The following is a 25,418-nucleotide window of genomic DNA, read 5'->3' on the forward strand; positions in this document are numbered from 1 at the left end:
CTCACACCCCTTCCCGGACGATGAGTACGGCGGTGCTGCGGCCGGAGTCGTACTGCTTGAGGAACGCGTCGACCGAGTCCTCGGGCCGTTGGTTGTCCAGCACGGTCCAGGGCAGCCCGAACACGTCCAGCAGCCGGGTGAGTTCGCGGCCGATGACGTCGTGCTCGACCGCGTCGTTGCCGTCGTGTCCCCGCCAGCTGACGATGATCGGCAGGTGGACGTCGTAGATGAGGTTGAACGAGGTGAGGACGTTCAGCGAATAGCCGAGTCCCGAGTTCTGCATGAGAACCACGGGACGGGCCCCCGCCACGGCAAGGCCCGAGGCCACTCCCAGGGCACTGTCCTCGCGGGCCGCCGGTATGTAGGTGGCCGCGCAGCCGGGTTCCTCAAGCAGCCGGAAGAGCCCTTTCAAAAGGGAGCACGGCACTCCGGTGAAGTGGGAATGCCCGCGTGTTACGAGGGCATTGAGCAAGGTTTCCGCAGTGGTCGCCCCGGACGTCTCGATTAACGATGAAGCAGGCTGCATGAACGACCTTTCTGCTACGAAGCACGGAAGCGGCTGGTCCGCCGAGGAGCGCTGATACGCCCCCAGGCCGAAGTGGATCTTGCATGAACAGCAAGGGATGCGCAACCGCTTGCTGAAACCCTTGCATTCAATTTCCGGTTGAATAATTCATTGCATATCCTCATTTTCCGGACACCTCGGAAGCCTCGCCGAGCGATCAAATCTGCCCACGTTGATGTCTTGATCTAGATGTTTGAAATTGCCCCGCCCAGTGAATTCGGACAAAGCTCTACGGAAATTCCAGGGATTCCGGAGCGCCGCGGTCCGGCCGCCGCCATTGAACAGCCGTGCTTCATGGATCGGCCAGAAACGACTGCCGGTTCTCCGCGCCGGGTACACTGCGGGCCGCGCGGGCGCCGCCGATTCGCCGGGCAGCGGAAACCGCACCGACCACGGATCGGCGATTCCAGGAAAGCCCCGTCGCCCGGGTCCGGATCAGGCCGAGCCGTCACTCCCCCGCTCGACGCCGTCCGGCTCGCGAGCCGGTTCCGACAGCCATCGCGGACGGTCTCGTGTCCTCGCCATGTGAGAACGGGCGGCGGAACCGGGTGGGCGGTCCGCTGGTCCAGGTCCGTTCCCGTTCCTCCGGTTCGCCCCGCTCGCGCAGAAGCGGAAGCCGCGCTCAGGTCCGGCACCCGTCGTGCTTGCCGGCGGCTCTGCCCGCACGCCTCCGCCAGCTGGAGGAACGTCGTCCTTGAGCCGGCGGGTTCGAGGAGTTCGATGCGGACCAGGTCCGCGCGGCGCCCCGCGGTGAGGGAGCGCCTGGGCATGACCGTTCACGCCGCAGGAGCAGGTCAGGTGCCGGTCGCCCAGCGCGGGCAGTTCCTCGGAGCAAGCTTCCGTTCCCCAGGGAAAGCCGCACCGAGCAACCCACGCCTCGGGAAAGCAGAGGACAGCCATTGCGGTGGGGTGTTCACGAGCGGGTCCGACCCGCGCCGCCACGGGCATGTGACGACCCGGATCCTCGGCTCGGGTTCAGGATCGGCGGCGTGGAGAAGAGCGGCAGCGATATGAGTCCGGCATCGCCAACAGCACTCGCCCGCCCGCTCACACATCCCCCGCATCCTCGTTCGCCATTGCTTCGGACATGCCCGATACCAGTTCCGGACCTGTCCGGAAGATCGAAACACGATCTTCCGGACAGGATCCTGGCTTGCCGTTCGTTCAGTGCGTGCTGAACCAACAGATGTTGATGTAGTCGGCCGGGTCGTCGTACATCCGCATCTCCCGCTCGATGCGGCGGAGAATCTCTTCACGAGAGAGATCCCAGGGGATTACTTCCTCACCCTCCCGAGGACTGACATCGCCGACTCGGATACCGCGATCAAGCATGCCGCCAACGAGTCTGATGGCTGCTTTCTGCACGTCGGAAACCGAGCTTCCGTCACCGGCCACCGTCTCGGCGGCGTCCCAGAGAATAGTGAAGTAGACAGAGGACGTCTCTCCGTATTGCACCAGGTAGTCGAGCTCGGATTCATAGATCCCACTCATCGAACTGCCTTCCGTCTGGACTTACTTCGCGTGATATCGCTTGAAACCGAACTCTTTTATCAGATCCTTGGTCAGGTCGATGGTGGTGTCGCCGCCTCCACCGGAACTACTGAAATTGCGGTAGTTGACGTTGCCGCCGTCCAACTTCCACACCTCGACGGTTCCCTTGCCTGGGACCTGGGTCACCTGATCGGGGGCGCCGAGCTTCGCACGGATGCCATCGGCCACTTTCCCTATCTCGTCCCGCGTGATCATCTGCACGCCCGGACTGTCGGCCACGCCGAGCGGCTTCCCGTCCTTGAGGACCACCTCCCCGAGTTCGCCGATCTTCCCGAGTCGGGTGGCCTCGACGACTTTCTTGACGTCCTTGAAGTGCTTGAGGTCTGCGAGACCCTTGACGGCCCTGGCCTCGCCGAAGGCGGGGAACATCATGGCGAGGTACTCGCCGCACTTCAGGTTCGTGACTGACAGGTTCTCCTGGCATTCGATCAGGAGGTCAGTATTGGTGAGCACCCAGGCGATGGCGGTGAGGGTGGGATCGTCTGGGACGGAGGCCACGACTCCGCCATCGTCGACACACCGCAGAAGTTCGTAGTCGACTCCGCCCTCCCGGTAGCGGGGGACGCAGCGGGGCTTTCTGTTGGCTGCCGCGTCCTTCTTCCGGTCCTCTTCGGCCGCCTTGCGGGCCGCGGACTCTTCCTGCTTGCGCAGGTCGACCGTCCGCTTCCAGGCGGCCGTGGCGTCAGCCTTGGCGTCAGCGGCGCTCTTGCCCGCGTCGAGGGCGGACTGCTGCGCCTGAGCAGCGGAACTGTCGGCCGAGGCAGCCGAGTTGTAGGCGTAGGTGGCGGACCACTGGGCCTGGGCTGCGGATTCGGTGGCGGCCGCCGCGTCCCGGTCCGCGGCGGCTGCGGCGTTGCGTGCGGTGGTGGCGGACTGAGCGGCCTTGTTCGCACTGATCTGCGCCTGGTCGGCGGAGGCGTCCGCGTCCTGCGCGTAGCCGGATGCCTCACGTGCGGAGTCGGCGGCCCGGTTGGCCGCGTCCTGTGCCTTGTCGGCGGCGCCGTTGGCGGCGAACGCGGCCTGGGATGCCAGCCAGGCGTTCGACCGTGCCGTGGCGGAGATCGCGTCGGCCTGGGCGATCAGCCCCGTGACCTGTGCGACATGGGTGGCGGCGAGCTGGTCCTTGCGGTCGGCCATGTACTGCCCGACGGCGATGAAGTCGTGCAGATCGGCGGCGGGACCGGCCAGGGCCACCTTCGCCGCTGACCGGACTTCCGGTCCGCCGGCGTTGACCAGCTTGGACGCCTCGACTTCTTCGTCGGTGTTGCGGGCGATGTACTGGCCGGTCGTGAGGAAGGCCGCGAGTGCCTTGCCGCTGCCGTCGGCGAGGGCGGCCTTGCCGTCCTCCTGGACCCCAGGGCCGCCGGCGTTGACGAGCTTGGAGACCTCGACTTCCATGTCGACCGCACCGGCGGTGTACTGGCCGGTGGTGTAGAAGGCGCTGACGGTTTCGTCGTCGCCCGTGAGAGCAGTGGTGGCGGCCGTGCGGACGCCGGCGTAGGGGCTGTTGGTGCTCAGCTCGGTGACCGCATCACGGGTCTCGCGCTGCTTGGCCGTGTCCCAGCCGGTGCGCAGGAACGTCACGACGTCCGCGTCCGTGCCGGAGAGGGCGTCGGCGGCGGCCTGACGCACCCAGGGGCCACGCGTCTTCATCGCGTCCAGGGCGAGCTGACGCCCCTTCGTGGCGAGCGCGGCGATGTCGGCGTCGGGCTCGGCCGCCTCGGCGGCGAGGGCGGTCCGGGTGGTGTCGAGGTTCCTGCCCAGTACGGCGATGCCGGCCTTCTCGGACCCGAGCTGAATCGTGTTGAGCTTGTCGGTCCTGGCGACTTCGATCGCGGCGTTGGTGCGGGTGGTCAGGTCCTCCGCCTCGGTCTCCCGTGCGATGCCGAACACCTTGTGCGCGGTCGCGGCTGCCTTCGTGGCCGTTCCGGCGGCGTCCTGGGCCGCGGCCGCGTGCGTGGTGGCCAGCTTCGCGGCATCGGCAGCCGTTCCGGCGAATGTGGCCGCCGCGTCGGCGGCATCTGCCGCCTTGTCGGCGTGCTCGGCGGCCGAGTCGGCGTAGTCGCGGGCCTCGTCCGCGGCGTCGGCCGACTTGTTGGCCAGCGCCTCGGCGGCGTCCGCGGCACGATTGGCCTCGGCGGCATGACGACGCGTCTCCGCTGCGGCGGCCTTGGCCTCACCGGAGTGGATCCCCGCGGCCTCGGCGGCGGTGTTGGCCTGATCGGCCGCGTCAGCGGCCGCGTCGGCGCTCGTACCAGCGCCGCGTGCCGCATGCGCCGCGGTGGCGGCGGCCCTGGAGGCGTCACCGGCCTTCTGCGCGGCCTGCCCGGACTTCTTGGCCAGGTCGGCGGCGGCGCGGGCCTTCTTGGCCTGATCGGCGGCGGCCGCTGCCTTGCTCTTGTCCTTGCCCGCGGCGATGGCCGCGTTGTAGGCGTCGTCCGCCGCGTCCGCGGCCACCGCCGCGGCCGAAGCGGTCTGCGCGGCGGCGAGCGCCGCGATACGCGCGGAGTGGTTGGCCTCGTTGGCCGCACCGATCGCGGTCTGCGCCGCGGCGGCCGCCTGCCGTGCCGCGGCCGCTGCCTGCTGGGCCTTGTACGCGGCCATCTTCGAGTCGTTCTTGGCCGCCGCGGTCTCCTTGGCGGCCTTCTCCGCGGCCTTCTCCGCCTGGGCGGCCGCCGCGATGGCCTTGGCCGAGTCGGCCTCGGCCTTGTCGGTCGCCTCCTGCGCCTGCTTGCCGGCCGCCTCCGCCTGGGCGGTCAGCTCTTCAATGGTGGCGTGCTCCTGGTCGCGGTCGCGGGCCGTGAACTGGCCGATCTCCAGGAACTCATTGATGTCGTCCGGCGTGCCCCGCAGCGCGAGCTTGCCGGCCGCCTTCACATTGGGGCCGCCTGAGTTGATGAGCTTGGAGACCGCGACCTCGTTGTCGATCTCCCGTTCGTCGTACTGACCGGTGTCGAGGAACTTCTCGATCTCGGCGGCGCCACCCCGCAGAGCGGCCTTGCCGGCCTCCTGCACACCGGGGCCGCCGTAGTTGATGACCTTGGAGGCTTCGACCTCCTGGTCTTGTTCGAGCGGCGCCTTCCAACCGTCCTTCAGGAAAGCGCGCAGATCTTCGGGGGTACCCGCGAGTGCCGCCTTGGCGGCCTCCCGCACGGCCGGACCGCCCTCGTTGATGACGCGGCTGGCGTCCACGTAGTCGTCGTCGTACTGGATCGCCGGTACGTCGTCGAGGAACTTCCTGATGTCCTCGTCCGAACCGAGCAGAGCCTGTTTGGCGGCTTCCTTGACGCCGGCGCCGCCTGTCGTCCAGTAGTCGACGGCCTCGGAGCGTGCCGACGGGATGAGGACGCCGTCCTCGTCGGTGTCGGCGAAGGCCGGTGCGGACGATCCCAGCAAGCCGGTGAACAGGGCCGCGGGCAGGAGGAGCGCGACGCTCCTGCGCAGAGCCGGCAGTCGCCGCCCGCCGGGGACCTTCGGTGTGAAACGCCTCGGCTGTCCCGTCGACGTGAGTGGTCGTCTTGCCACCCTGTCACCTCTCTCTCGGCGCACACGGAGACCGTGCGCGCCGCGCATAAGACACAACTGGAAATGAGCCCGCGCCCGCATCCCGCGAAACGGAATGTCCGGATTAATGCATATGACCCACAACGGGGATTACTTGCCGAAGTGAAAGTCGATGCGTTCGCGGAGCGCTCTGGTGATCACACAACTTCCCCTGACCTGCGAGATGTTGCGGAGAGGTGCAGCTTACATGTGCTTTACTTGTGAAAATCATGTGGGTCCTACGGGAGTCCCTCAAAACCAACCGGAAGGAAGAAGTGGCGATAGCCCGTGCCCGAAAGGCACTCTTTATCGGCATTGCTGGTGCGATTGCGGCATCAGTAGGTGCCGGCTCACTCGCGATGGCACAGGCGTCCCCGCAGACCGCTGCGACGACCGCTGCCGCAACGGGAATGCCCTCCGCGGTCGAGGACTTCGCGTACCCCGACGCGGCGAAGATCCTTCAGAACCAGCAGATCACCCTGAAGCGCGGCGACGGCCACATCACGCTGCTGACCGGCTGCGACGCCGGTTACGACATCAAGGTCAAGTCCCGGACGGGCCAGCTGAGTTACTGCTTCGACGTCAGCGGCACCAAGGGCTTCCTCACGCTCGAACTGCCCGACGCCTTCGGGATCTGGACCGAGGACCATCCCGTGCGGGCCACGATCACCGCCGAGGGGCAGGAAACCGTCGTCGACGCCCCGAAGAACGACTACACCCCCTACGGCGAAGCCGGCGATTCCGGCCTGCGCTCAGTTCTGGTCGAACTCCGCGTCACCAGCTGAACCCTCCCGGCCGAGACCGCTGATCCGGCACCCCGGCAGAGCGGCGCCCCACCCGTGCGGCGAGCTCTCTCCCGCCACACCCATGCTTCGTAAGGAACCAACATGTCTGGCAAGCGTTCACGCACCGCGTGGGCCGCAACGCTGCTCACCGCAGTGGTCTCGGCCGCCGGAGCCCTCACCGGCACGACGGCACAAGCCCTCGACGGTGACGCCGCGGCGACTGGGGCGTCCAGCTTCACCGCGAAGATCGATATCGGTGACGGAACGCGCGCCTGCACGGGCACCCTCATCAACAACCAGTGGATGATCACCGCGGCGAGCTGCTTCGCCGACGACCCCGCCCAGGCCACCTCGCTGCCGGCCGGTGCGCCGAAGCTGAAGTCCACGGCCACCATCGGCCGCACCGATCTCACCACCACGACCGGTGAGGTCCGCGACATCACCCAGCTGATACCCCGCACCGACCGCGACCTGGTCCTCGCGAAGCTCTCCGCCCCGGTCTACGGCCTCTCCTTCCTGCACCCCGCCACCGCGGCACCCGTCACGGGCGAAGCCCTGAAGGGCGCCGGCTACGGGCGGACCAAGGACACCTGGGTGCCCGACACCCTGCACACCGCCGCCTTCACCACCGGTGCGGTCGAGACCACCGCACTCGCCATCGACGGCACCCCCGTCTGCAAGGGCGACACCGGTGCCCCCGTCTTCCGCGAGAGGAACGGCCGCCCCGAACTCGCCGCGATCGCCACCAACTCCTGGCAGGGCGGCTGCCTGGGTACGGACGAGACCCGCACCGGCGCCGTCGCCTCCCGCGTGGACGACATCCGCGCCTGGATCACCGAGAACACCGCCTCCACGCTCAACACGTGGAACCTCCAGATGGTCACCGAGACCAGCACCGGTCTCTATCACGGCATGCGGAACAGCAACGGCGACTGGACCGGCTTCGCCGACGTGGAGAAGGTCGCAGGGTCGGTCACCGACGTCGCCTACGCCGCGGACGCCGCGATCAAGGGCAAGAACTACATCTTCGCCGTCGGCGGCGACAGCCACCTCTACATGGCCGCCCGCCGGGCCACCGGTGGCTGGGACGCCTTCAAGGACATGAACGCCACCCTCGGTGCCAAGACCGGCCTGACCCGTGTCGCGGTCACCTCCACCGGCCCGGGCCTGGCCCTGGTCGGCCTCGCCGGCGGCAAGGTCTACCACGCCACCATGGACGCGGACGAGACCTGGTCGAAGTGGGCGGACGCCTCCGCCAAGCTCGGCGCCCTCGCCAACGCCACCCAGCTCACCGTCTCGCAGACCACCGGCGGCAACACCAACGTCGGGATCGTCGCCGGCGGCAAGGCCTACCACGGCCAGCGCCACGAGGACGGCACCTGGAGCGCCTGGGGCAACGTCACCCAGTTCGCCCCCGGCATCGGCACCGTGAACGGCATGGCCTTCGCCGGTATCGGTGAAGAGCTGCAGGTCGTTCTCACCAGCACCACCGGCCTCAACGAGCACGGCATCCGTGACGCCGAGGGCCACTGGAGCGACTTCGCGAGCCTCGGCACCAAGCTCGGCAGTGACACCGCTGTCTCCGTCGACGCCGCCGCCGTCTCCGGCGAGTTCCAAGCCGCCATCGTCACCACCGACGGCAAGATCAAGCACACCCTGCGCCACGCCAACGGCAAGTGGGATGCCCCCGAACAAGTCGGAGGCATCCCCGGCACCCCCGCCACCGTCGCCCTCACGGGCAGCGCCGGCTGAAGGCACCGGACTGGTGGTCACCGGGCGAGCCACGGTGACCACCAGTCCGATCCCGGCCGCCGCCCACACCGCGGCCAAACCGCTCGTCCCCCTCCCCACAGCCGACCGACTGCGGACCGACCCGGCATGAGCTCCCGAAGATCTGCCGGAGCCCAACGCTCACCCTCCGCCCCGGAGGCCTCGACAAGTACCGCCAGGACCGGCACTGCCTTCATCCGTCCTGGAACGGCGCCCTACCCGCCGCCGCCCGAGCCGACATCGTGGGCCTCAACGGCAGGGCAGAGAGCCACCACACCGATATGGCGGACTCCAGGAAACGACTGGACCACCGTCGCGCCGCCCAGACGATCCTGCTCGCCTTGATGATCCGCGCCATCAACCTGAGCATCCTCGCCACCTGGCAGGCGCCCACCCGGACGACCGCCGAGAGCACTCGCGACACGGTCACCGAGCTCACCGGGCCGGCACCACACGCGGTGCTCCCGTATGCCCCGACGACGGCTCCGGCTCGCCTCCCGCACCGAGCCACCCCCAAAACCCCAGGCTCCTGTCCACCGAGCACCCTGCCCAGACCCCGCCCGCGCTCGCACGCCGCCTATGACGCTGCTTGTGTGAGCGGCCCGGAGAAGGAAATGCTGTCGGCGTACTACACCGGCCGGGCCACCATCACCCACGCCTGGCGCATCCTGCGCTACAGCCTCGATCCCAAAGCCCGCACCTGACTGAGCATCCCCGACCGGCCTCCGGCCGGACCCTCCGCGCGTATCGCTTCCAGCAGACGGCTCTACGGGGCCTGGACACCGTCGCCACCGTCCTGGACCCGGGTCCGCCACGACCGGCGCTCCCGACTGCCCCAACGCCATGCCGACTCCTACGCCGCGATCTGGGCCAACTCCGAAGGGCGCACCTCCGCCGCCCGCCTCCAGCCCCTGGCCAACCGCCTGGTTCCGCCACCGTCCGCATGCCCCATCGGCGCGGACACCTGCGCGGCTGGAACGGTGACGCCGGCGTGGACGCCACCTCGGTTCCCGTCGCGGCTCGCCCCGACAGCCATCGGCCGCGGCCCACCGCCGTGACCATGACGACAAGACGAGCAAGGCATACCCGCAGTTGCCTGGGCTTCGAACTCGGCCTGCCCGCCAGGATCCTGGCCGCCGACCGCGCCTGTACCGGACCGGCTGCAGCCCACCCGCCTTCCAGACCCCCGTCCGGCGCCTCGGCTACCGCCTCGCCCTGGACTACAAGGTCAAGGAACGTGGATTGCAGGGCAGTTGGCAAGGAACCCCACTCATCCACACCACCACCGTCCGGCTCCGTAGCGACGAACTCCGCGAGAAGATCGAAGCCCGCACCTCGTACCACTTCGGGCTCAAGGAAAGGCCTGACGCCCACGGAGCGAACGCCCGCGGTACCCGGCTTCCGGCCCCTCCCAGCAGTGGCCCGCCCCACCGTGCACATCCCCGAGACCGAACACTTCGCTCCCCCGCGGACACCGAGGCGGGCGACTGGCGTCTGGCCAAGTACCGCCAGGACGCCCCCTATCTCCACGCACCCTGGCTGAACGCCTACCGGCCCGTCCGCAGCCACAACAATCCGTGACTCGGCGCGCTTCCCCATGTGCGCACCCAGGCCTCCCAACGACCCCAGAAACGACGAAATCCCGCCCGATCAGTGATCGGACGGGATTTCGTCAACTACCCCTGGGCGGACCCAAGAACAGCCATTGCGGTGGACCTGTGGGGATTTGAACCCCAGACCCCCTCGATGCGAACGAGGTGCGCTACCAGACTGCGCCACAGGCCCTTGCAACGAGTGAAACTCTAGCATCCCCGTCAGGGTGCTTGGAAATCCGTTCCTTGCCTGGTCACTCGTTGGCCGCGCGGGGCCGTTCGCCGTCCTCGTACTGGTCGAACAGGGGCGTGCGGCCCCGCTCGCGGGCGCGCCGGGCGGAGGCGGCGCGGCGGGCGTCGGTACGGCCGTCCGCCGTCGACCTGTCCTCCGACGGGTCCTCCGCGTCCTCGTCCCGACCGTCCCGAGCGTCCTGGGCATCGCGGGCGTCGCGCCCGTCCCGCCCCCCGGACCGCGCCTCCTGCTCCGGTGCCACGGAGCTGGAGCGGGCCGAGCTCCACGCGTCCGGCGCCCCGAGGTCCACGTCGGACGTGGCGCGGGGCGCGACCGGCGCGGTGACGTACGTCGGCAGCGGTACCGGCACCGGGTCCCAGCTGTCGCCCTGGCCCGGCCGGTGCTGCCGCTCGCGCTGCTGGTCGACCCACTCGGCGTGGTCGGTCTGCTCGACGAGGGCGCGGCGGTCGGCGGCGAGCGCGGACAGCCCGGGGTCCGTCTCCGGCTCCGGACCCTCCTCGGTGTCGTCGATCCCGGCGTCCACGGACGCGCGCCTGCGCGGCTGACGCTCCCTCAGTCGCTGCGCGGCGACCTCGGCCCGGCGCCGGTCCATCTGGTAGGCGAAGCGACGGCGTTCCTGAGTGCGCAGGTAGGCGATGTACCCGCTGAGCAGGATCGCCGGTACGCCGGGGGCCCAGAGCAGGGCGAGCCCGCCGACCGCCGCGACGATCGCGCCGAGCGTGAAGGCGAGGAAGAGCATCACGGTGGTACGCCTGCGGCGCGCGAGCACCTTCACACGCCGGGCGCGCGCCGCCGCGGCCTCCTCGGCGGGCGAACGCCGCGCTACCGGGACACGCTTGCGCGCAGGCGCGGAGGCGGGCGCGGGTGCGGACTTGGGTGCCTGGGCAGGCACGGAGGCTGGGTGCGGTGCCGACTTGTGCGCCTGCTCACGCGCCGGTTCGCGGACCGGCTCACGCTCGGGTTCGCGCGCCGATTCCCGTGCCGCCGCGCGCTCCGACTCACGGACCGCCCCACGCTCCGGTTCTCGCGCCGCTTCCGGCCGTTCCTGGCTCTGCTGCCGGACGGGCGCGTGCACCTGGGGACGGGCCGGGGGCATGGCGAAGGCCCGGACGTCCACCGAGTCGGTGACGGCGTCCGGCACGACGGCGCTGGGCTCCTCCTCCTCGGTGGAGCGCGCCCGCAGGTCCTTGGCGTACCGGCGCTCCATTCCCGCCCGTCCGGACAGCAGCCGGATGGCGGTGCTGAAGCGTTCCGTCGGACGGGCCTCGTTCAGCTCGTCCTGCCTACGGAGCCACATCGGCACCAAGTAGGCGGCCCAGGCCCCGACAATGACTGCGTAGATGAGGCCGCTGCTGCTCACGCCTCACACGGTAGAGGGGTTTGCGTGAGGCCATCTGCCAATTGAGCCGGTGTGTCGCACGATCTGGCTGATATTTCGAGCTTTTTTTGTGATGGATGCGATCAACAGGCCGCCGAGTTGGCGAATTCATTGCCCGAAGACGGTCATCCGTCGATCACTTTCGAACACGTATTCCATTTCCGGAGGGACCGAGGCGCCGGGGACTTCCCGCCTCCACGCCCCTGCTGCGCTGCTCCTCCACGCCTCCGGGTTATGCGGGATTGTCGTGCGGGGTGCTCCGGGAGCGTGCCCGCTGCCAGCGGGCCAGCAACCCCTCGGGCACCTCTTCCGCGGTGAGCGCGAAGACTAGGTGGTCGCGCCAGGCGCCGTCGATGTGGAGATAACGGGGCCTGAGCCCCTCCTCACGGAATCCGAGTTTCTCGACGACCCGGCGGCTGGGGCCGTTCTCCGGGCGAATGCAGACCTCGATGCGGTGCAGTCCCACGGCCCGGAAACAGTGGTCCACGACGAGTGCCACAGATGTCGGCATCACTCCGCGGCCGGCCACCGACTCGTCCACCCAGTAGCCGATGTGGCCCGAGCACATGGAGCCCCAGGTGATCCCGGCGACCGTCAACTGCCCGACCAGGCGCCCCTGGTACTCGATGACGAACGGCAGCATCCGGCCCGAGTTCGCCTCGGAGCGCAGGTGCCGGACCATCTGCCGGTACGTCGGCCGGTGCGCGATCGGCCCGCTGGGGGTGGGCGGCGGAATCGTCGCCTCCCAGGGGCGCAGCCAGTCCCGGTTGCGCCGATTGACCTCGCGCCAGGCCCGCTGGTCACGGAGTTTTATCGGCCTCAGGACGATGTCGCCGTCCACCAGCACGGCAGGCCAGGATGGGCTGTTCAGCTCGCACCCCCACTGGTGTCGGCGGGTCTGGTGTGATCGCCGCCTCGGATCTGGTCGACGGTGTGCGCCAGTAGGGGCTCCAGGACGGCGAGACCGTCCCTCACCCCGCCGGTGGACCCCGGCAGGTTGACGATCAGGGTGTACCCGGCGACTCCGGCCAGGCCCCGGGAGAGCGCCGCGGTCGGCACCTTCTCCCGGCCGAAGGCCCGGATGGCCTCGGCGATGCCCGGTACCTCGTAGTCGATGACCGCGCGGGTCGCCTCAGGGGTGCGGTCGGTGGGCGAGACGCCGGTGCCGCCGGTGGTGACGACGGCGTCGTAACCGGCTTCTACGGCGGCCCGCAGCGCGGCCTCCACCGGGTCGCCGTCGGGGACCACCCGCGGGCCCTCGACCGCGAAGCCGAGGCCCTTCAGGCCGTCGGCGATCAGCGGGCCGCCCTTGTCCTCGTAGACGCCGGAGGCGGCGCGGTTCGAGGCGGTGACCACCAGGGCGCGGTACCGCGCGGGCAGGGTGCCGTCGGGCGTCATGTCCGGCTCCAGTCGCCCGACTTGCCGCCCGTCTTCTCCTCCACGCGCACGTCCGTGATGACCGCTCCCTTGTCGACCGCCTTGACCATGTCGATCACGGTGAGCGCCGCGACGGAGACCGCGGTGAGGGCCTCCATCTCGACGCCCGTGCGGTCCGTCGTCTTCACGGTGGCCCGGATCCGTACGGCGTCGTCCGCGACCGACAGATCCAGTTTCACACCCGACACCGACAACGGGTGGCAGAGCGGGATGAGGTCGGGGGTGCGTTTGGCGCCCATGATCCCGGCGATGCGCGCGGTGGCCAGGGCGTCGCCCTTGGGGACGCCCTCGCCGCGCAGCAGTTCGACCACGCGGGGCGAGACGAGGACGCGTCCGCTGGCGGTGGCGGTGCGCGCGGTCACGTCCTTGCCGGACACGTCGACCATCCGGGCGGCGCCCGCGTCGTCGATGTGCGTCAGTCGGTCGTGCGCAAGGGGTCCAGGGGTGTCCCCCTGGAAAGGCTCAGTCATGCTGTGTGGCGCTCCCGGTCCGGGCGTGTTGTGCGCGACACGGTACCGCCAACCAGCACTGCTCAGCGGAGCAGGACCACTTCGACCTCGGTGCCGGGCTCCACGGACTCGACGTCCTCGGGGACGACGATCAGCGCGTCGGCGAGCGCGAGGGCCGCGACCAGGTGCGATCCGGCGCCCCCTACGGGGGTGACCTCGCCGTCGGCGTACGTCCCGCGCAGGAACTGTCTGCGCCCCTTCGGGGAGGTCAGCGCCTTGTCCGTGGTGAGGGTGGCCCGGGTCCTCGGGCGGTGGACGTCCTCCAGGCCCATCAGGGCGCGGATCGCGGGCCGGACGAACAGCTCGAAGGAGACGTACGACGACACCGGGTTGCCGGGGAGGGCCAGCAGCGGGATGTGGTCGGGGCCGATGGAGCCGAAGCCCTGGGGTTTGCCGGGCTGCATGGCGAGCTTGCGGAAGTCGATCCCGGCGCCCTCCTCGTCCTCGTCACCCACGGAGGACAGCGCCTCCTTGACGACGTCGTACGCCCCGACACTCACACCGCCGGTGGTGACCATGAGGTCGGCGCGGACGAGCTGGTCGTCGATGGTGTCGCGGAGGGTCTCGGCGTCGTCGGCGACGGCGCCGACCCGGTAGGCGATGGCTCCGGCGTCGCGGGCGGCGGCGGTGAGGGCGAAGCTGTTCGAGTCGTAGATCTGGCCGTCGGCCAACTGCTCGTCGGGCTGGACGAGTTCGCTGCCGGTGGACATGACGACCACGCGCGGGCGGGGGCGCACGCGGACCGTGCCGCGGCCGATCGCGGCGAGCAGGGCGATCTGCGGCGGGCCGAGGACGGTGCCGGCGTCCAGGGCGCGGTCGCCCGCCTTCACGTCGCTGCCCATCGCGCGTACGTGCGCGCGTGCCTCCGCCGAGCGGTACACGTGCACGTGCCCGGTGGCCGCCTCGGGGGCCTGGCTGCGGGCCCGCATGCCGGTGACCGGGCCGTCGCCGAGACCTCCGTCGGTCCACTCCACGGGGACGACGGCCTCGGCGCCGGGCGGGAGCGGGGCGCCGGTCATGATGCGGGCGGTCTCCCCCGGGCCCACGTGGAGCGGCTCGGCCCGGCCCGCCGCGACGTCGCCGATCACCGTCAGGACGGCCGGGAACTCCTCGCTCGCGCCCGCGACGTCCGTGACCCGCACCGCGTACCCGTCCATCGAGCTGTTGTCGAAGGGCGGGAGCGAGACCGGCACCGTGATGTCCTCGACCAGGACGCAGCCCTGGGCGTCGAGCAGTTGCAGCTCGATGGGTTCCAGGGGGCGGACGGTCGCGAGGATGTCCTCCAGGTGCTCGTCCACCGTCCAGAGGTGGTCGGGCCCTGCGGTGCGGGTCGCGGCGGTGCTCAACGTTGCTACATCTCCTCGGCTACGTAACTGCGAAGCCAGGCCCGGAAGTCCGGTCCCAGGTCTTCACGTTCGCACGCGAGTCTGACAATGGCACGCAGATAGTCGCCCCGGTCGCCGGTGTCATAGCGGCGGCCCTTGAAGACGACGCCGTGCACGGGGCCGCCGACCTTCTCGTCGGTGGCCAACTGCTGGAGGGCGTCGGTGAGTTGGATCTCGCCGCCGCGGCCCGGCTCGGTCTTGCGCAGTATGTCGAAGATGTGGGGGTCGAGGACGTAGCGGCCGATGATCGCGTAGTTCGACGGGGCGTCTGCCGCGTCCGGCTTCTCGACCAGGCCGGTCACCTTGACGACGTCGTCGTCCGCGGTGGCCTCGACGGCCGCGCAGCCGTAGAGGTGGATCTGCTCGGGGGCGACCTCCATGAGGGCGACGACGCTGCCGCCGTGTTGCTCCTGGACCTCGACCATGCGCGCGAGCAGGGGGTCACGGGGGTCGATCAGGTCATCCCCGAGGAGGACGGCGAAGGGCTCGTGGCCGACGTGCGGGGCGGCGCACAGGACGGCGTGGCCGAGGCCCTTGGGGTCGCCCTGGCGGACGTAGTGCATGGTCGCGAGGTCACTGGACTCCTGGACCTTGGCGAGCCGGCTCGCGTCACCCTTCTTCTGGAGGGCGGATTCGAGCTCGTAGTTGCGGTCGAAGTGGTCCTCCAGGGGACGCTTGTTGCGTCCGGTGATCATGAGGACGTCGTCGAGCCCAGCCGACGCGGCCTCTTCGACCACGTACTGGATCGCGGGCTTGTCCACGACCGGCAGCATCTCCTTGGGAGTTGCCTTCGTGGCCGGCAGGAACCTGGTGCCGAGACCGGCTGCGGGGATGACAGCCTTGCTGATCCTGGGGTGCGACTGAGTCATGCCCGAACCTTATCCGGTGCCTTTGTGCAGAATCTGTGGCTCCGGTTAAAACGCTCTCATATGAGCATATTGGGAAGGGTACGGGTGGAACCTGTGCGACACCTAGGACGTCAAGCCGAGCCTGACAAGCGAATGTTGCGACGAGAGTTCCTCACGGTGAGGAACAGGTTGACGGCCGATGACGTGCGGGAGGCCGGCGTCGCGCTCGCCGACCGCGCCCTGGAACTGCCCGAGTTGGCGCACGCGCGCACGGTCGCGGCGTACGTCTCCGTCGGGAGCGAACCCGGAACGCTCGCGCTCCTGGACGCACTCCGCGCGCGTGACGTCGACGTCCTCCTCCCCGCGCTCCTCCCGGACAACGACCTCGACTGGGGCGCCTACGACGGCGAGGGCTCGCTCGCACGGGTCCAACACGGCGCGAAGATGGCCCTGTTGGAGCCCTCCGGGGAGCGGCTCGGCCCGGACGCCGTGACCGCCGCCGACGTCGTCCTGCTGCCCGGCCTCGCGGTCGACGGGCGCGGGATGCGTCTGGGGCGCGGCGGGGGGTCGTACGACCGCGTGCTGGCGCGGCTGGAGCGGGCGGGCGCGCATCCCGCGCTGGTGGTGCTGCTGTACGACTCCGAGGTCGTCGGGAAGGTGCCCGCGGAGGCGCACGACCGGCCGGTGCGGGCGGTGGTGACGCCCTCGGGTGTGCGGCGGTTCCCGGGGAACTGAACGGGAACGGAAATGGCCCTCCACGCGTGCGTGGAGGGCCATTTCCGTTTGCCCGGTTGTTCAACGATTCACGGTTTGAGCACCAGGGTGTCGCTCGTGCTGCCGTCGACCGCCTTGGACGAGAACGACCACGGCAGCAGCTCACCGTCGACCCACTTGCTGGTCTGGTCGGTGTAGTGCGCGCTGAAGGCGTGTCCGGAGGCTCCGGTGAGGTTGATCCACTTGGACTTGTCGAAGTCGTCCAGGTTGACCACCATGCGCATCGACGGCACCCAGACGACCTCGTAGCCGCCCGCCGCGTTCCAGCCGGTCGCATTGACCGTGGCCTCGCCGCCGCTGAGCTTCCAGGGGCCGCGGTTGAGGATGTACTGGACGATGGCGGGGCCGTCGGTACCCAGGGTCTGGTTCTTCAGGAACAGGCGGTGCAGCCGGCCCCAGCTCCAGGTGTCGATGTCCTTGCCGAGCTTGGCGGTCAGCTCCCAGCGGGCGTCGATCATGGCGCGCTTGAACAGCTGGTTCATGTTGCTCGCCCCGGGGCGGTTGCCCGACGCGGGGGTCTTCCACCAGGCGTTGGTGGGGTCGTCCATGAGCTTGCGGACGACCTCGAACCAGCGGTCGCCGCCGTCCGGCTGGGCCTCGTCGGCATCACGCTCGCCGCACTCGCGCACCTTCTTGTTGTCCTCGTCGGCGGGACCGGTGGTGTCGACCGGCGAGACGAACAGGCACTGGCCCTCGACCCGCAGCTCCTTGGGCAGCTTGTTGCCGAAGGCGAGCTTGAGGATGTTGCGCCAGACCGAGTTGAAGTAGGCGGCCGCCGCCGAGTCGGCGTCCTGGGTGTAGTCCCAGCCCTCCAGGAGCTTCTGCGCCTCGCGCACGTCGGCGTCGGGCTCGTCGATCTTCAGCAGCTTGGGCACGAGCAGCTTGGCGATCTCGCTGCTGTCGTCGAGCTGCATCTGCCGCATGTCGTCGGTGGAGATCTTGCCGCCGCCGTCGATCTTCGACTGGATCAGATCGGTGATGCGCTGGCTGCGGGTGCCGTAGCCCCAGTCCGTGGTGAGGGTGTACGGGTACTTGTCCTTGTCGATCACCGCCTGGTTGGCGGTGACGATGTAGCCGCGCTTGGGGTCGTACTCGTACGGCAGGGCGGCCTGCGGGATGTAGCCGGTCCAGTCGTACTTGGAGTCCCAGCCGGGCACGGGCAGCGACCCGTCGCCCTTGCCGCGGATCGGGATCCTGCCGGGCAGGGTGTAGCCGATGTGGTTCTTGGTGTCGGCGTAGACGAGGTTCTGCGAGGGCACGTCGAACTTCGCGGACGCGGAGCGGAACTCGCTCCAGTCGGACGCCTTGTCGATGGCGAAGACGGCGTCCATGGTGGTGCCCGCGTCCTCGGCGGTCCAGCGCAGGGCGATGCCGTAGCCGTCGCCTCTGTCGGGGGCCGCGGCGTCGACGGTGGCCTTCTTGCCGACGTTCACGAGTTCGTCGTTGCGGTCGGACAGCAGCGGGCCGTTGTCGGTCTCCCGGACGACGATCTTCTTGGAGGCGCCGCCGGCGACCTTGATGGTCTCCGTGCGGGTGGTGAAGGGCTTCGTCGTACCGTCGACCAGGTAGCCGTCGCCGGAGAGCTTCTCCAGGTAGAGGTCGGTGACGTCGACGCCGGAGTTGGTCATGCCCCAGGCGATGTTCTGGTTGTGTCCGATGACGACGCCGGGCATGCCCGCGAAGGTGTAGCCGCTGACGTCGTACTGGCACGTGCTGGAGATCGCGCGGCAGTGCAGGCCCATCTGGTACCAGACGGACGGCAGCGAGGCTTCCAGGTGCGGGTCGTTGGCCAGGAGGGGCTTGCCGGTGATGGTGTTCTTCCCGGCGACGACCCAGGAGTTGGAGCCGATGCCCTGGCCGTTCACGCCGACGGCCGTCGGGAGGTCGTCCAGCACGTTCGAGAGGCCCGCCAGCTGGCTCGTGAGGGCCGATCCGGACGAGGACGACGTCGAGCCCGTCGTGCCGCTCGTGGACGTGCTGGAGGAGCTGTCGCCGCCGTCGAAGGTCTTGGTGTACTCGTCGTACTCGCCCTCGGTGACGATCGGCTGGTTGCGGCTGTACGGATACTCCGGGTACAGGTCCGCGATCTGCTGGGGGCCGAGGCGGCTGGTCATCAGGGCGCGGTCGATCTCGTCCTTCATGTTGCCGCGCAGGTCCCAGGCCATCGCCTTGAGCCACGCGACCGAGTCGACCGGGGTCCACTTCTGGGGCTTGTAGTCGTTCCTGAAGCCGAGGGCCGCGTACTCCAGGGAGATGTCCTTGCCGTCCTTGCCCTGGAGATAGGCGTTGACTCCCTTGGCGTACGCCTGGAGGTACTTCTTCGTGGAGGCCGACAGCTTGGTGTCGTACTCCTTCTGAGCCACCCGGTCCCAGCCCAGGGTGCGCAGGAACTCGTCGTTCTTGACCTGGCCCTTGCCGAACATCTCGGACAGCCGCCCGGCGGTCATGTGCCGCCGCACGTCCATCTCGTAGAACCGGTCCTGCGCCTGGACGTAGCCCTGCGCCATGAACAGGTCCGCGTCGGAGGACGCGTAGATCTGCGGGATGCCGTAGCTGTCGCGCTTGACGTCGACAGGGCCGGAGAGGCCGTCGAGCGTGATCGAACCCGTGGTCTGCGGGAGGGAGGCGCGGACCGTGCTGACGGACCAGTACGCGCCGTAGACGATGCCCCCGATGATGGCCATTACCAGAACAAGCACCAATAGACGGGCTTTGCGCCCCTTTTTCCTGCCGGACTTGCCGGGCTTATGACCCGATGAGGCGGTGGTGTTGGGGGGCATCGCTGTCCTTGCTGTCCTAACGCGAGCGGCAGGGCGGGCTGTGCTTTTGACTGAGCGCTGGAGCAACCATAGGCGCAGGGTCCCGAACGACTTGACGCGGAGTCGGGTACCGACGCGGACGGGCGTTCGATCTTGCCTCGCGAAGTGTCAAGAAAGCGTCAAGAGTTAGGTAAGGTAACGAAGTACTTGGACGCATGGCGCCGCGGCGTCGCGTCCCCTGTACATGTGCTGCCGCCCTGTACGCGCGTCAGCCGAGGAAGGGAAGGCCACTGACTGTCCACCACCTCGACCAGCTGCTGCTCGTCTGCTCGCTCGTCCTGCTCGTCGCCGTCGCGGCGGTCCGGATCTCCTCGCGCAGCGGGCTCCCCAGCCTGCTCGTGTACCTGGGGATCGGCGTCGCCATGGGCCAGGACGGCGTCGGCGACATCCACTTCGACAACGCCGAGCTGACCCAGGTCATCGGGTACGCGGCCCTGGTCGTGATCCTGGCCGAGGGCGGCCTCGGCACGAAGTGGAAGGAGGTCAGGCCGGTCCTGTCCTCCGCGGCGACGCTGGCGCTGGCGGGGGTGGCGGTGAGCGTCGGCGTCACGGCGGCGGGCGCGCACTATCTGGTCGGTCTGGACTGGCGGCAGGCGTTCATCATCGGGGCGGTGGTGTCCTCGACGGACGCGGCGGCGGTCTTCTCGGTGCTGCGCAGGATCCCCCTCCCCGCGCGCGTGACGGGCACGCTGGAGGCCGAGTCCGGCTTCAACGACGCCCCCGTGGTCATCCTGGTCGTCGCCTTCTCCACGGCCGGTCCGGTCGAGCACTGGTACATGCTGGTGGCCGAGATAGCCCTGGAGCTGGCCATCGGCGCGGCCATGGGCATCGCGGTGGGCTGGCTCGGCTCCTGGGGGATGCGGCACGTGGCGCTGCCCGCCTCCGGCCTCTACCCGATCGCCGTCATGGCGATCGCCGTCACCGCGTACGCGGCGGGCGCCCTGGCGCACGGCAGCGGCTTCCTGGCGGTCTATCTCGCCTCGATGATGCTCGGCAACGCCAAGCTGCCCCACTGGCCCGCCACGCGCGGTTTCGCCGAGGGGCTCGGCTGGATCGCGCAGATCGGCATGTTCGTCCTGCTCGGCCTGCTGGTCACCCCGCACGAACTGGGCGACGACGTCTGGCCCGCGCTCCTCATCGGCCTGGTGCTGACGATGGTCGCCCGGCCACTCAGCGTGGTGGTGAGCCTCACGCCGTTCCGGGTGCCCTGGCAGGAGCAGACCCTCATGTCCTGGGCCGGGCTGCGCGGCGCCGTGCCCATCATCCTGGCGACGATCCCCATGGTGAACGGCGTCGAAGGCAGCCGCCGGATCTTCAACATCGTCTTCGTCCTGGTCGTCGTCTACACCCTCGTCCAGGGGCCGACGCTGCCCTGGCTGGCGCGCAAGCTGAAGCTGGGCGAAGGCCCGGAGGCCGCCGACCTCGGCATCGAATCGGCTCCCCTGGAGCGGCTGCGCGGGCATCTGCTGTCCGTAGCGATCCCCGAGGAGTCGAAGATGCACGGCGTCGAGGTCAACGAACTGAGGCTGCCGGCCGGGGCCGCAGTCACCCTCGTCGTACGCGACGGAAAATCGTTTGTCCCGCTGCCCTCGACGGTCCTGCGGCGCGGGGACGAACTCCTCGTGGTCGCCACGGACCCCGTCCGGGACGCGGCCGAACAGCGGCTGCGCGCGGTGGGTCACGGCGGCAAGCTGGCGGGATGGCTGGGCACGGACACCACCGGCGCCGGTCGTTAAGGGCATGTTTCGTACGGTTCACGCGTTCACCAATCGCAGGTGAACGCACGCGTGGTGCCCGTTTTCACAGGCTCACCGGGCCTCATCACCTGTACGATGAAGGCACATTCTGATCGAACCAACTCTGCCTGAAGCAGTGCTGGCGCGACCGTATGGCGGCCGAATCCCTCTCCGCGTGGGCACCGGTATCTACCGCAGTTCCGCGCAAGAGGACAGCTCTCGGCGCCCCCCGCACAGGGCGCGCTACCAGGTGGCAGAAAGGCACGGGCCGTGGCATCCACGGTCACCTCCGGGACGGGATCCCGTCCCGGATACGGGCAGCTGCTGCGCACGCGCGGCGCCTGGACGTTCCTGCTCCCCGGCTTCGCGGCACGCCAGCCGTTCGCGATGCTCACCATCTCCATCGTGCTGCTCGTTCAGCACACCACCGGCTCATACGGCGCGGCAGGCGCCGCCGCGGCCGTCACCGGCGTCTCCATGGCCCTGTTCGCGCCCTACAGCGGACGGCTGGCCGACCGCCACGGACAACGGGCCGTCCTGCTCCCCGGCGTCCTGGTGCACACCCTGTCGGGCCTGACGTTCACGGCCCTCGCGCTCGGCCACGCGCCCCTGTGGGCGCTGTTCGTGGCGGCCGTGCCGACCGGTGCCTCGGTGCCGCAGATCGGGCCCATGGTGCGCGCCCGCTGGGGCGTCAAGCTCCAGGACTCCCCGCTGCTGAGCACGGCGGCCGCCTTCGAGTCCGTCACGGACGAACTGACCTTCGTCTTCGGCCCGTTGCTGGCGACCGCCCTGTGCACCGCCGTGACCCCGGCCGCGGGCCTGGTCACGGAGGCGGGGCTCACCCTGATCGGCGGTCTGCTGTTCGCCGCCCAGAAGAGCACCCAGCCCAAGGTGGCGCCCACCGGGCACGCACGCGTGGAGCACGTTTCCGCACTGGGCATCCCCGGGGTACGCGTACTGATCGTGACCTTCCTGGGCATCGGTTCCGTCTTCGGCGGCATGCAGGTGTCCCTGGCCGCCTTCACCGAGTCGATCGGCGAACCGGGCCTGAACGGCGTCCTCTACGGCACGTTCGCCGCGGGCAACATGCTCTCCGGGCTCGTCTGCGGTGCCGTCGCCTGGAAGGTCGCCCCGCAGCGCCGCCTCCTGGTCGGCTACGCGGCCCTCGCGCTGACCGCGTCCGCCCTGTGGACCGCCCACTCGGTACCGCTGCTGGCCGGCCTCGGCCTCCTGGTCGGCATGTGCATCGCGCCCGCCCTGATCACCGGCTACACCCTGGTCGAGGGACTCGTCCCGGCCGGCGCCCGCACCGAGGCCTTCACCTGGCTGACCGGCGCGGTCGCCCTCGGCCAGGCCGCCGCCGTCACGGTCGCCGGGCAGCTGGAGGACCGCCTGTGGGGCGGCGCCGGTTTCCTGGTCCCGATGGCCGGTACGGTGCTCGCCCTGGGGACCCTGGTGGCCCTCCGGTCACGCCTCGCGACCCGGCCCCGCAGCCGCACCGTGGCACGTGGCGTCGGTCACCGCGTGCCGGTGGCAGTGGACTGATCCCCGGGAATACGTCACTATGGACGCTCGTTAGCACTCATTGAGTGAGAGTGCCAGGAGGAAGACAACAGTGCCGACCTACCAGTACCAGTGCACCGAGTGCGGCGAGGGCCTTGAAGCGGTCCAGAAGTTCACCGACGACGCGCTGACCGTGTGCCCCAATTGCGGTGGACGCCTGAAGAAGGTGTACTCCGCGGTCGGCATTGTCTTCAAGGGCTCCGGTTTCTACCGGAACGACAGCCGCGGCTCCTCGTCGAGCAGCTCGCCGGCCACCCCGAAGCCGTCGACGTCCTCGGACTCGAAGCCGTCCGCCCCCTCGACCTCGTCGTCCTCCTCGGACTCGAAGTCGTCGAGCTCGGGCTCCTCGTCCAGCAGTAACAGCTCCGCCGCGTAGGACTTCTCCGCGGGACCCTGTCGTCGTACGACGACAGGGTTTTCGGCGTTTCCGGAGCCGGTTCCCGCATCCGTTCCTGTGGCTTTTCGGCGGCGGCTAGGGTGCTGGCCATGGCGAACGCAGAGATCGGCGTAATCGGTGGCTCCGGGTTCTACTCGTTCCTCGACGACGTGACCGAGATCCAGGTGGACACCCCCTACGGACCGCCCAGCGACTCCCTCTTCCTCGGCGAGATCGCCGGCCGCCGGGTCGCGTTCCTGCCCCGGCACGGGCGCGGCCACCATCTGCCGCCGCACCGCATCAACTACCGGGCCAACCTCTGGGCGTTGCGCTCCGTCGGTGTGCGCCAGGTCCTCGGCCCGTGCGCGGTGGGCGGGCTGCGCCCCGAGTACGGGCCGGGCACGCTGCTGGTGCCGGACCAACTGGTGGACCGCACGAAGTCCCGGACGGGCACGTACTTCGACGGACTCCCGCTGCCCGGCGGCGCGGTGCCGAACGTGGTGCACGTGTCCCTGGCCGACCCCTACTGCCCGACCGGCCGGACCGCCGCCCTGAAGGCGGCGCGCGGGCGGGACTGGGAACCGGTCGACGGCGGCACGCTCGTGGTGATCGAGGGCCCGCGCTTCTCGACCCGCGCCGAGTCGCTGTGGCACCAGGCGCAGGGCTGGTCGGTGGTCGGCATGACCGGCCACCCCGAGGCGGCGCTCGCGCGTGAACTGGAGCTCTGCTACTCCTCGTTGACCCTCGTCACCGACCTCGACGCGGGCGCCGAGACCGGCGAGGGCGTCTCCCACGACGAGGTGCTGCGGGTGTTCGCGGCCAACGTGGACCGGCTGCGGGGCGTGCTGTTCGACACGGTGGCCGCGCTGCCGGAGGCCGGGGCGCGGGACTGCCTGTGCGCGAGCGCGCTGGGCGGGATGGACCCGGGCTTCGAGCTGCCGTAACCGCTGCGGCTGGGGATGCGGAGAGGGGCCGGGGATACGGAACTCCCCGTTCGGGTGAGGGAGTTGTCCACAACCGGCGGGTAGCACACGGGCTCCGGCAGGCATCGGCGCGAGGCCTCATCGTGGGGACCGCAAGCCGATCCCTCGTCGCAGGTGGTGGTCCCCATGTCCCTCTCCCCTCCCTCCTTCCCCTCCTTCACGGGCCCGTCGGGTACGGATTCCTTCCCGCGCCCGCTGGGCACCGACGCCCCGCCCACGTGCGAGGTGCCGCATTTCGCGCCGGTGCGGGTGCGCGGCAGCCGCTGTCAACTGCGCCGGCTGCTACGGCACCGGAGGCGGGCCGTGGCCGCGGGGCTGGCGCTGACCGCGGCCGCGCTCGTGGCGGCGGGCCCGCGTGAGGCGTCCGAGGCACGGCACAGCGAGCGGCCTCGGGAGCACCCGGTGGCCGATCCGGTACGGCAGCGCCGGGCGGTCGAGTGGGTGTCGGCGCCGGTGCGGATCGCCGACGCCGGTACGGTCCGGCTGCTGCGGGCCGGTGACCGGGTCGATGTGATCGCCGCCGAGGAGTCGGCGGCGGGCGGTGACGCTCGCGTGGTCGCGCGCGGGGCGCGGGTGACGAAGGTGCCCGAGCCGCTCGAAGGGGCGGACGGCGGCGGGGCGTTGGTGGTGCTGTCGGTGCCGCGCTCCACGGCGGCGCGGCTGGCCGGCGCGAGCACCACGGCACGGTTGGCGGTGACGATGTGCTGATCGGCCGGTTCGTCCGTGAGGTGGTCCGTGGAGTGGTCCGTGAGGTGAACCATGCCTTTCTGCGTCTCGGCGACTTGCTGTCAAGTCCCTCGTTCGAGTTACTGAATTGGACAGGGCGGCCGGGCCTTGACGTAGGTTGCGGAGCTGTCGGTTCCACCCCCTGCGTGTGCGAGAAGAGGCTCCGAGTTGAGCGAGAAGAAGAAGGAACCGGGCGTCTGGCAGGGCTTCAAGGCCTTCCTGATGCGCGGGAACGTCGTCGATCTGGCAGTCGCGGTCGTCATCGGCGCCGCCTTCACGAACATCGTCAACTCGGTGGTGAAGGGGATCATCAACCCGCTCGTCGGGGCGATCGGCACACAGAACCTGGACACCTACAGCTCGTGCCTGAGCAGCAGTTGCTCGGGCGACAAGGGCATCCAGCTGATGTGGGGTTCCGTCCTGGGAGCCGCCCTCAGCTTCGTGATCACCGCGGCGGTCGTCTACTTCCTGATGGTCCTGCCGATGTCGAAGTACCTGGCCCGGGCGGAGGCCCAGCGCAAGGCCAAGGAGGGCACGCAGGAGGTCATCGAGATCACCGAGCTGGAGGTCCTCAAGGAGATCCGCGACGCGCTCGTCGCGCAGCGCGGCGAGGGACACCGGGAGCCGTAGCCGACGGCTCAGATGTGGTGGGGCGGCTTCTCGTCGAGGAAGCGCTTCAGGTCGGCGGCGCTGTCGCCCTCGGGCCGCTCGCCCCACCCGCGGTCCGTGTCGTCCGAGGACGGCCGGCTCAGCGGGTCGTCGAAGACCAGCGCGGGCTTCGGATCGCGCGGCTCGGGTGTGGGGACGGTACTCATGCGTCCAGGG

At 69.7% G+C, this 25,418-nt stretch carries 21 protein-coding genes and 1 tRNA gene; 10 read left to right on the forward strand and 12 right to left on the reverse strand.

Annotated features, from left to right (window positions below; genetic code table 11):
- Position 1: 1 nt before the first annotated feature.
- From R2B38_RS16340 to R2B38_RS16350, 3 genes are all read right to left on the reverse strand, one after another.
- Positions 2-526, reverse strand: coding sequence for a thiamine pyrophosphate-binding protein (locus tag R2B38_RS16340; RefSeq protein WP_318016888.1), 525 nt, complete (start codon positions 524-526; stop codon positions 2-4).
- A gap of 1,203 nt (positions 527-1,729) precedes the next feature.
- Positions 1,730-2,056: a hypothetical protein gene (locus R2B38_RS16345; protein ID WP_318016889.1), complete on the reverse strand. Its 327-nt coding sequence runs from the start codon at positions 2,054-2,056 to the stop codon at positions 1,730-1,732.
- Between the two features lie 21 nt (positions 2,057-2,077).
- Positions 2,078-5,641 (reverse strand): ALF repeat-containing protein, encoded by a 3,564-nt coding sequence (locus tag R2B38_RS16350; protein WP_318016890.1) that lies wholly within the window; start codon positions 5,639-5,641, stop codon positions 2,078-2,080.
- A gap of 377 nt (positions 5,642-6,018) precedes the next feature.
- Between R2B38_RS16350 and R2B38_RS16355 the strand changes: the two genes are divergently transcribed.
- The 3 genes from R2B38_RS16355 (at position 6,019) to R2B38_RS16365 (ending at position 8,918) form a co-directional block, all read left to right on the forward strand.
- Positions 6,019-6,444: a hypothetical protein gene (locus R2B38_RS16355; RefSeq protein ID WP_318016891.1), complete on the forward strand. Its 426-nt coding sequence runs from the start codon at positions 6,019-6,021 to the stop codon at positions 6,442-6,444.
- Between the two features lie 102 nt (positions 6,445-6,546).
- Positions 6,547-8,196 carry a S1 family peptidase gene (locus tag R2B38_RS16360; protein WP_318016892.1) on the forward strand — a complete coding sequence of 550 codons (1,650 nt, stop codon included), beginning with the start codon at positions 6,547-6,549 and terminating at the stop codon, positions 8,194-8,196.
- A 299-nt stretch (positions 8,197-8,495) separates the two neighbouring features.
- A complete protein-coding gene (locus tag R2B38_RS16365; protein WP_318016893.1) occupies positions 8,496-8,918 on the forward strand; it encodes a hypothetical protein in 423 nt (140 codons plus the stop codon).
- 1,007 nt (positions 8,919-9,925) lie between these two features.
- Here the strand turns inward: R2B38_RS16365 and R2B38_RS16370 are convergent.
- The 7 genes from R2B38_RS16370 to galU all read right to left on the reverse strand — a co-directional run bounded on the left by R2B38_RS16370 (position 9,926) and on the right by galU (position 15,637).
- A tRNA-Ala gene (locus R2B38_RS16370) sits at positions 9,926-9,999 on the reverse strand.
- A gap of 61 nt (positions 10,000-10,060) precedes the next feature.
- A complete protein-coding gene (glpR, locus tag R2B38_RS16375) occupies positions 10,061-11,419 on the reverse strand; it encodes a gephyrin-like molybdotransferase receptor GlpR (RefSeq protein ID WP_318016894.1) in 1,359 nt (452 codons plus the stop codon).
- 250 nt (positions 11,420-11,669) lie between these two features.
- Positions 11,670-12,284: a GNAT family N-acetyltransferase gene (locus tag R2B38_RS16380; protein ID WP_033285662.1), complete on the reverse strand. Its 615-nt coding sequence runs from the start codon at positions 12,282-12,284 to the stop codon at positions 11,670-11,672.
- 20 nt (positions 12,285-12,304) lie between these two features.
- Positions 12,305-12,835, reverse strand: coding sequence for a MogA/MoaB family molybdenum cofactor biosynthesis protein (locus R2B38_RS16385; RefSeq protein ID WP_318016895.1), 531 nt, complete (start codon positions 12,833-12,835; stop codon positions 12,305-12,307).
- Positions 12,832-13,344 (reverse strand): cyclic pyranopterin monophosphate synthase MoaC, encoded by a 513-nt coding sequence (gene moaC / locus R2B38_RS16390; RefSeq protein WP_033285664.1) that lies wholly within the window; start codon positions 13,342-13,344, stop codon positions 12,832-12,834. The genes R2B38_RS16385 and moaC overlap by 4 nt, the downstream gene beginning before the upstream one ends.
- Positions 13,345-13,406: 62 nt before the next feature.
- The gene (gene glp, locus R2B38_RS16395; protein WP_318016896.1) at positions 13,407-14,729 is read right to left on the reverse strand and encodes a gephyrin-like molybdotransferase Glp; all 1,323 of its coding nucleotides are present in this window, start codon (positions 14,727-14,729) and stop codon (positions 13,407-13,409) included.
- A 5-nt stretch (positions 14,730-14,734) separates the two neighbouring features.
- Complete coding sequence (galU, locus tag R2B38_RS16400) at positions 14,735-15,637, reverse strand: UTP--glucose-1-phosphate uridylyltransferase GalU (RefSeq protein ID WP_033285666.1); 903 nt, start codon at positions 15,635-15,637, stop codon at positions 14,735-14,737.
- Positions 15,638-15,769: 132 nt separating this feature from the next.
- Between galU and R2B38_RS16405 the strand changes: the two genes are divergently transcribed.
- A complete protein-coding gene (locus R2B38_RS16405) occupies positions 15,770-16,351 on the forward strand; it encodes a 5-formyltetrahydrofolate cyclo-ligase (RefSeq protein WP_411978461.1) in 582 nt (193 codons plus the stop codon).
- A gap of 68 nt (positions 16,352-16,419) precedes the next feature.
- Here the strand turns inward: R2B38_RS16405 and R2B38_RS16410 are convergent, their stop codons facing one another.
- Positions 16,420-19,170: a penicillin acylase family protein gene (locus R2B38_RS16410; RefSeq protein ID WP_318016898.1), complete on the reverse strand. Its 2,751-nt coding sequence runs from the start codon at positions 19,168-19,170 to the stop codon at positions 16,420-16,422.
- Between the two features lie 194 nt (positions 19,171-19,364).
- On the opposite strand from R2B38_RS16410, the gene R2B38_RS16415 reads away from it, so the two are divergent.
- From R2B38_RS16415 to mscL, 6 genes are all read left to right on the forward strand, one after another.
- Complete coding sequence (locus R2B38_RS16415; RefSeq protein ID WP_318016899.1) at positions 19,365-20,945, forward strand: potassium/proton antiporter; 1,581 nt, start codon at positions 19,365-19,367, stop codon at positions 20,943-20,945.
- A gap of 270 nt (positions 20,946-21,215) precedes the next feature.
- The gene (locus tag R2B38_RS16420; RefSeq protein ID WP_318016900.1) at positions 21,216-22,490 is read left to right on the forward strand and encodes an MFS transporter; all 1,275 of its coding nucleotides are present in this window, start codon (positions 21,216-21,218) and stop codon (positions 22,488-22,490) included.
- Between the two features lie 70 nt (positions 22,491-22,560).
- Complete coding sequence (locus R2B38_RS16425; RefSeq protein ID WP_318016901.1) at positions 22,561-22,884, forward strand: FmdB family zinc ribbon protein; 324 nt, start codon at positions 22,561-22,563, stop codon at positions 22,882-22,884.
- Between the two features lie 110 nt (positions 22,885-22,994).
- Entirely contained in the window at positions 22,995-23,828 is an 834-nt protein-coding gene (locus R2B38_RS16430) for an S-methyl-5'-thioadenosine phosphorylase (protein WP_318016902.1), read from the forward strand.
- 165 nt (positions 23,829-23,993) lie between these two features.
- Positions 23,994-24,575, forward strand: a complete 582-nt coding sequence (locus R2B38_RS16435; protein ID WP_318016903.1) for a hypothetical protein — start codon at positions 23,994-23,996, stop codon at positions 24,573-24,575.
- 186 nt (positions 24,576-24,761) lie between these two features.
- Complete coding sequence (gene mscL, locus R2B38_RS16440; protein WP_033285674.1) at positions 24,762-25,223, forward strand: large conductance mechanosensitive channel protein MscL; 462 nt, start codon at positions 24,762-24,764, stop codon at positions 25,221-25,223.
- 8 nt (positions 25,224-25,231) lie between these two features.
- Here mscL and R2B38_RS16445 read toward each other — a convergent pair whose 3' ends face one another.
- Positions 25,232-25,408 carry a hypothetical protein gene (locus R2B38_RS16445; protein ID WP_318016904.1) on the reverse strand — a complete coding sequence of 59 codons (177 nt, stop codon included), beginning with the start codon at positions 25,406-25,408 and terminating at the stop codon, positions 25,232-25,234.
- Between the last annotated feature and the right edge of the window lie 10 nt (positions 25,409-25,418).

Origin of the sequence: Streptomyces sp. N50, assembly GCF_033335955.1 — a bacterium.
Lineage (GTDB): Bacteria > Actinomycetota > Actinomycetes > Streptomycetales > Streptomycetaceae > Streptomyces.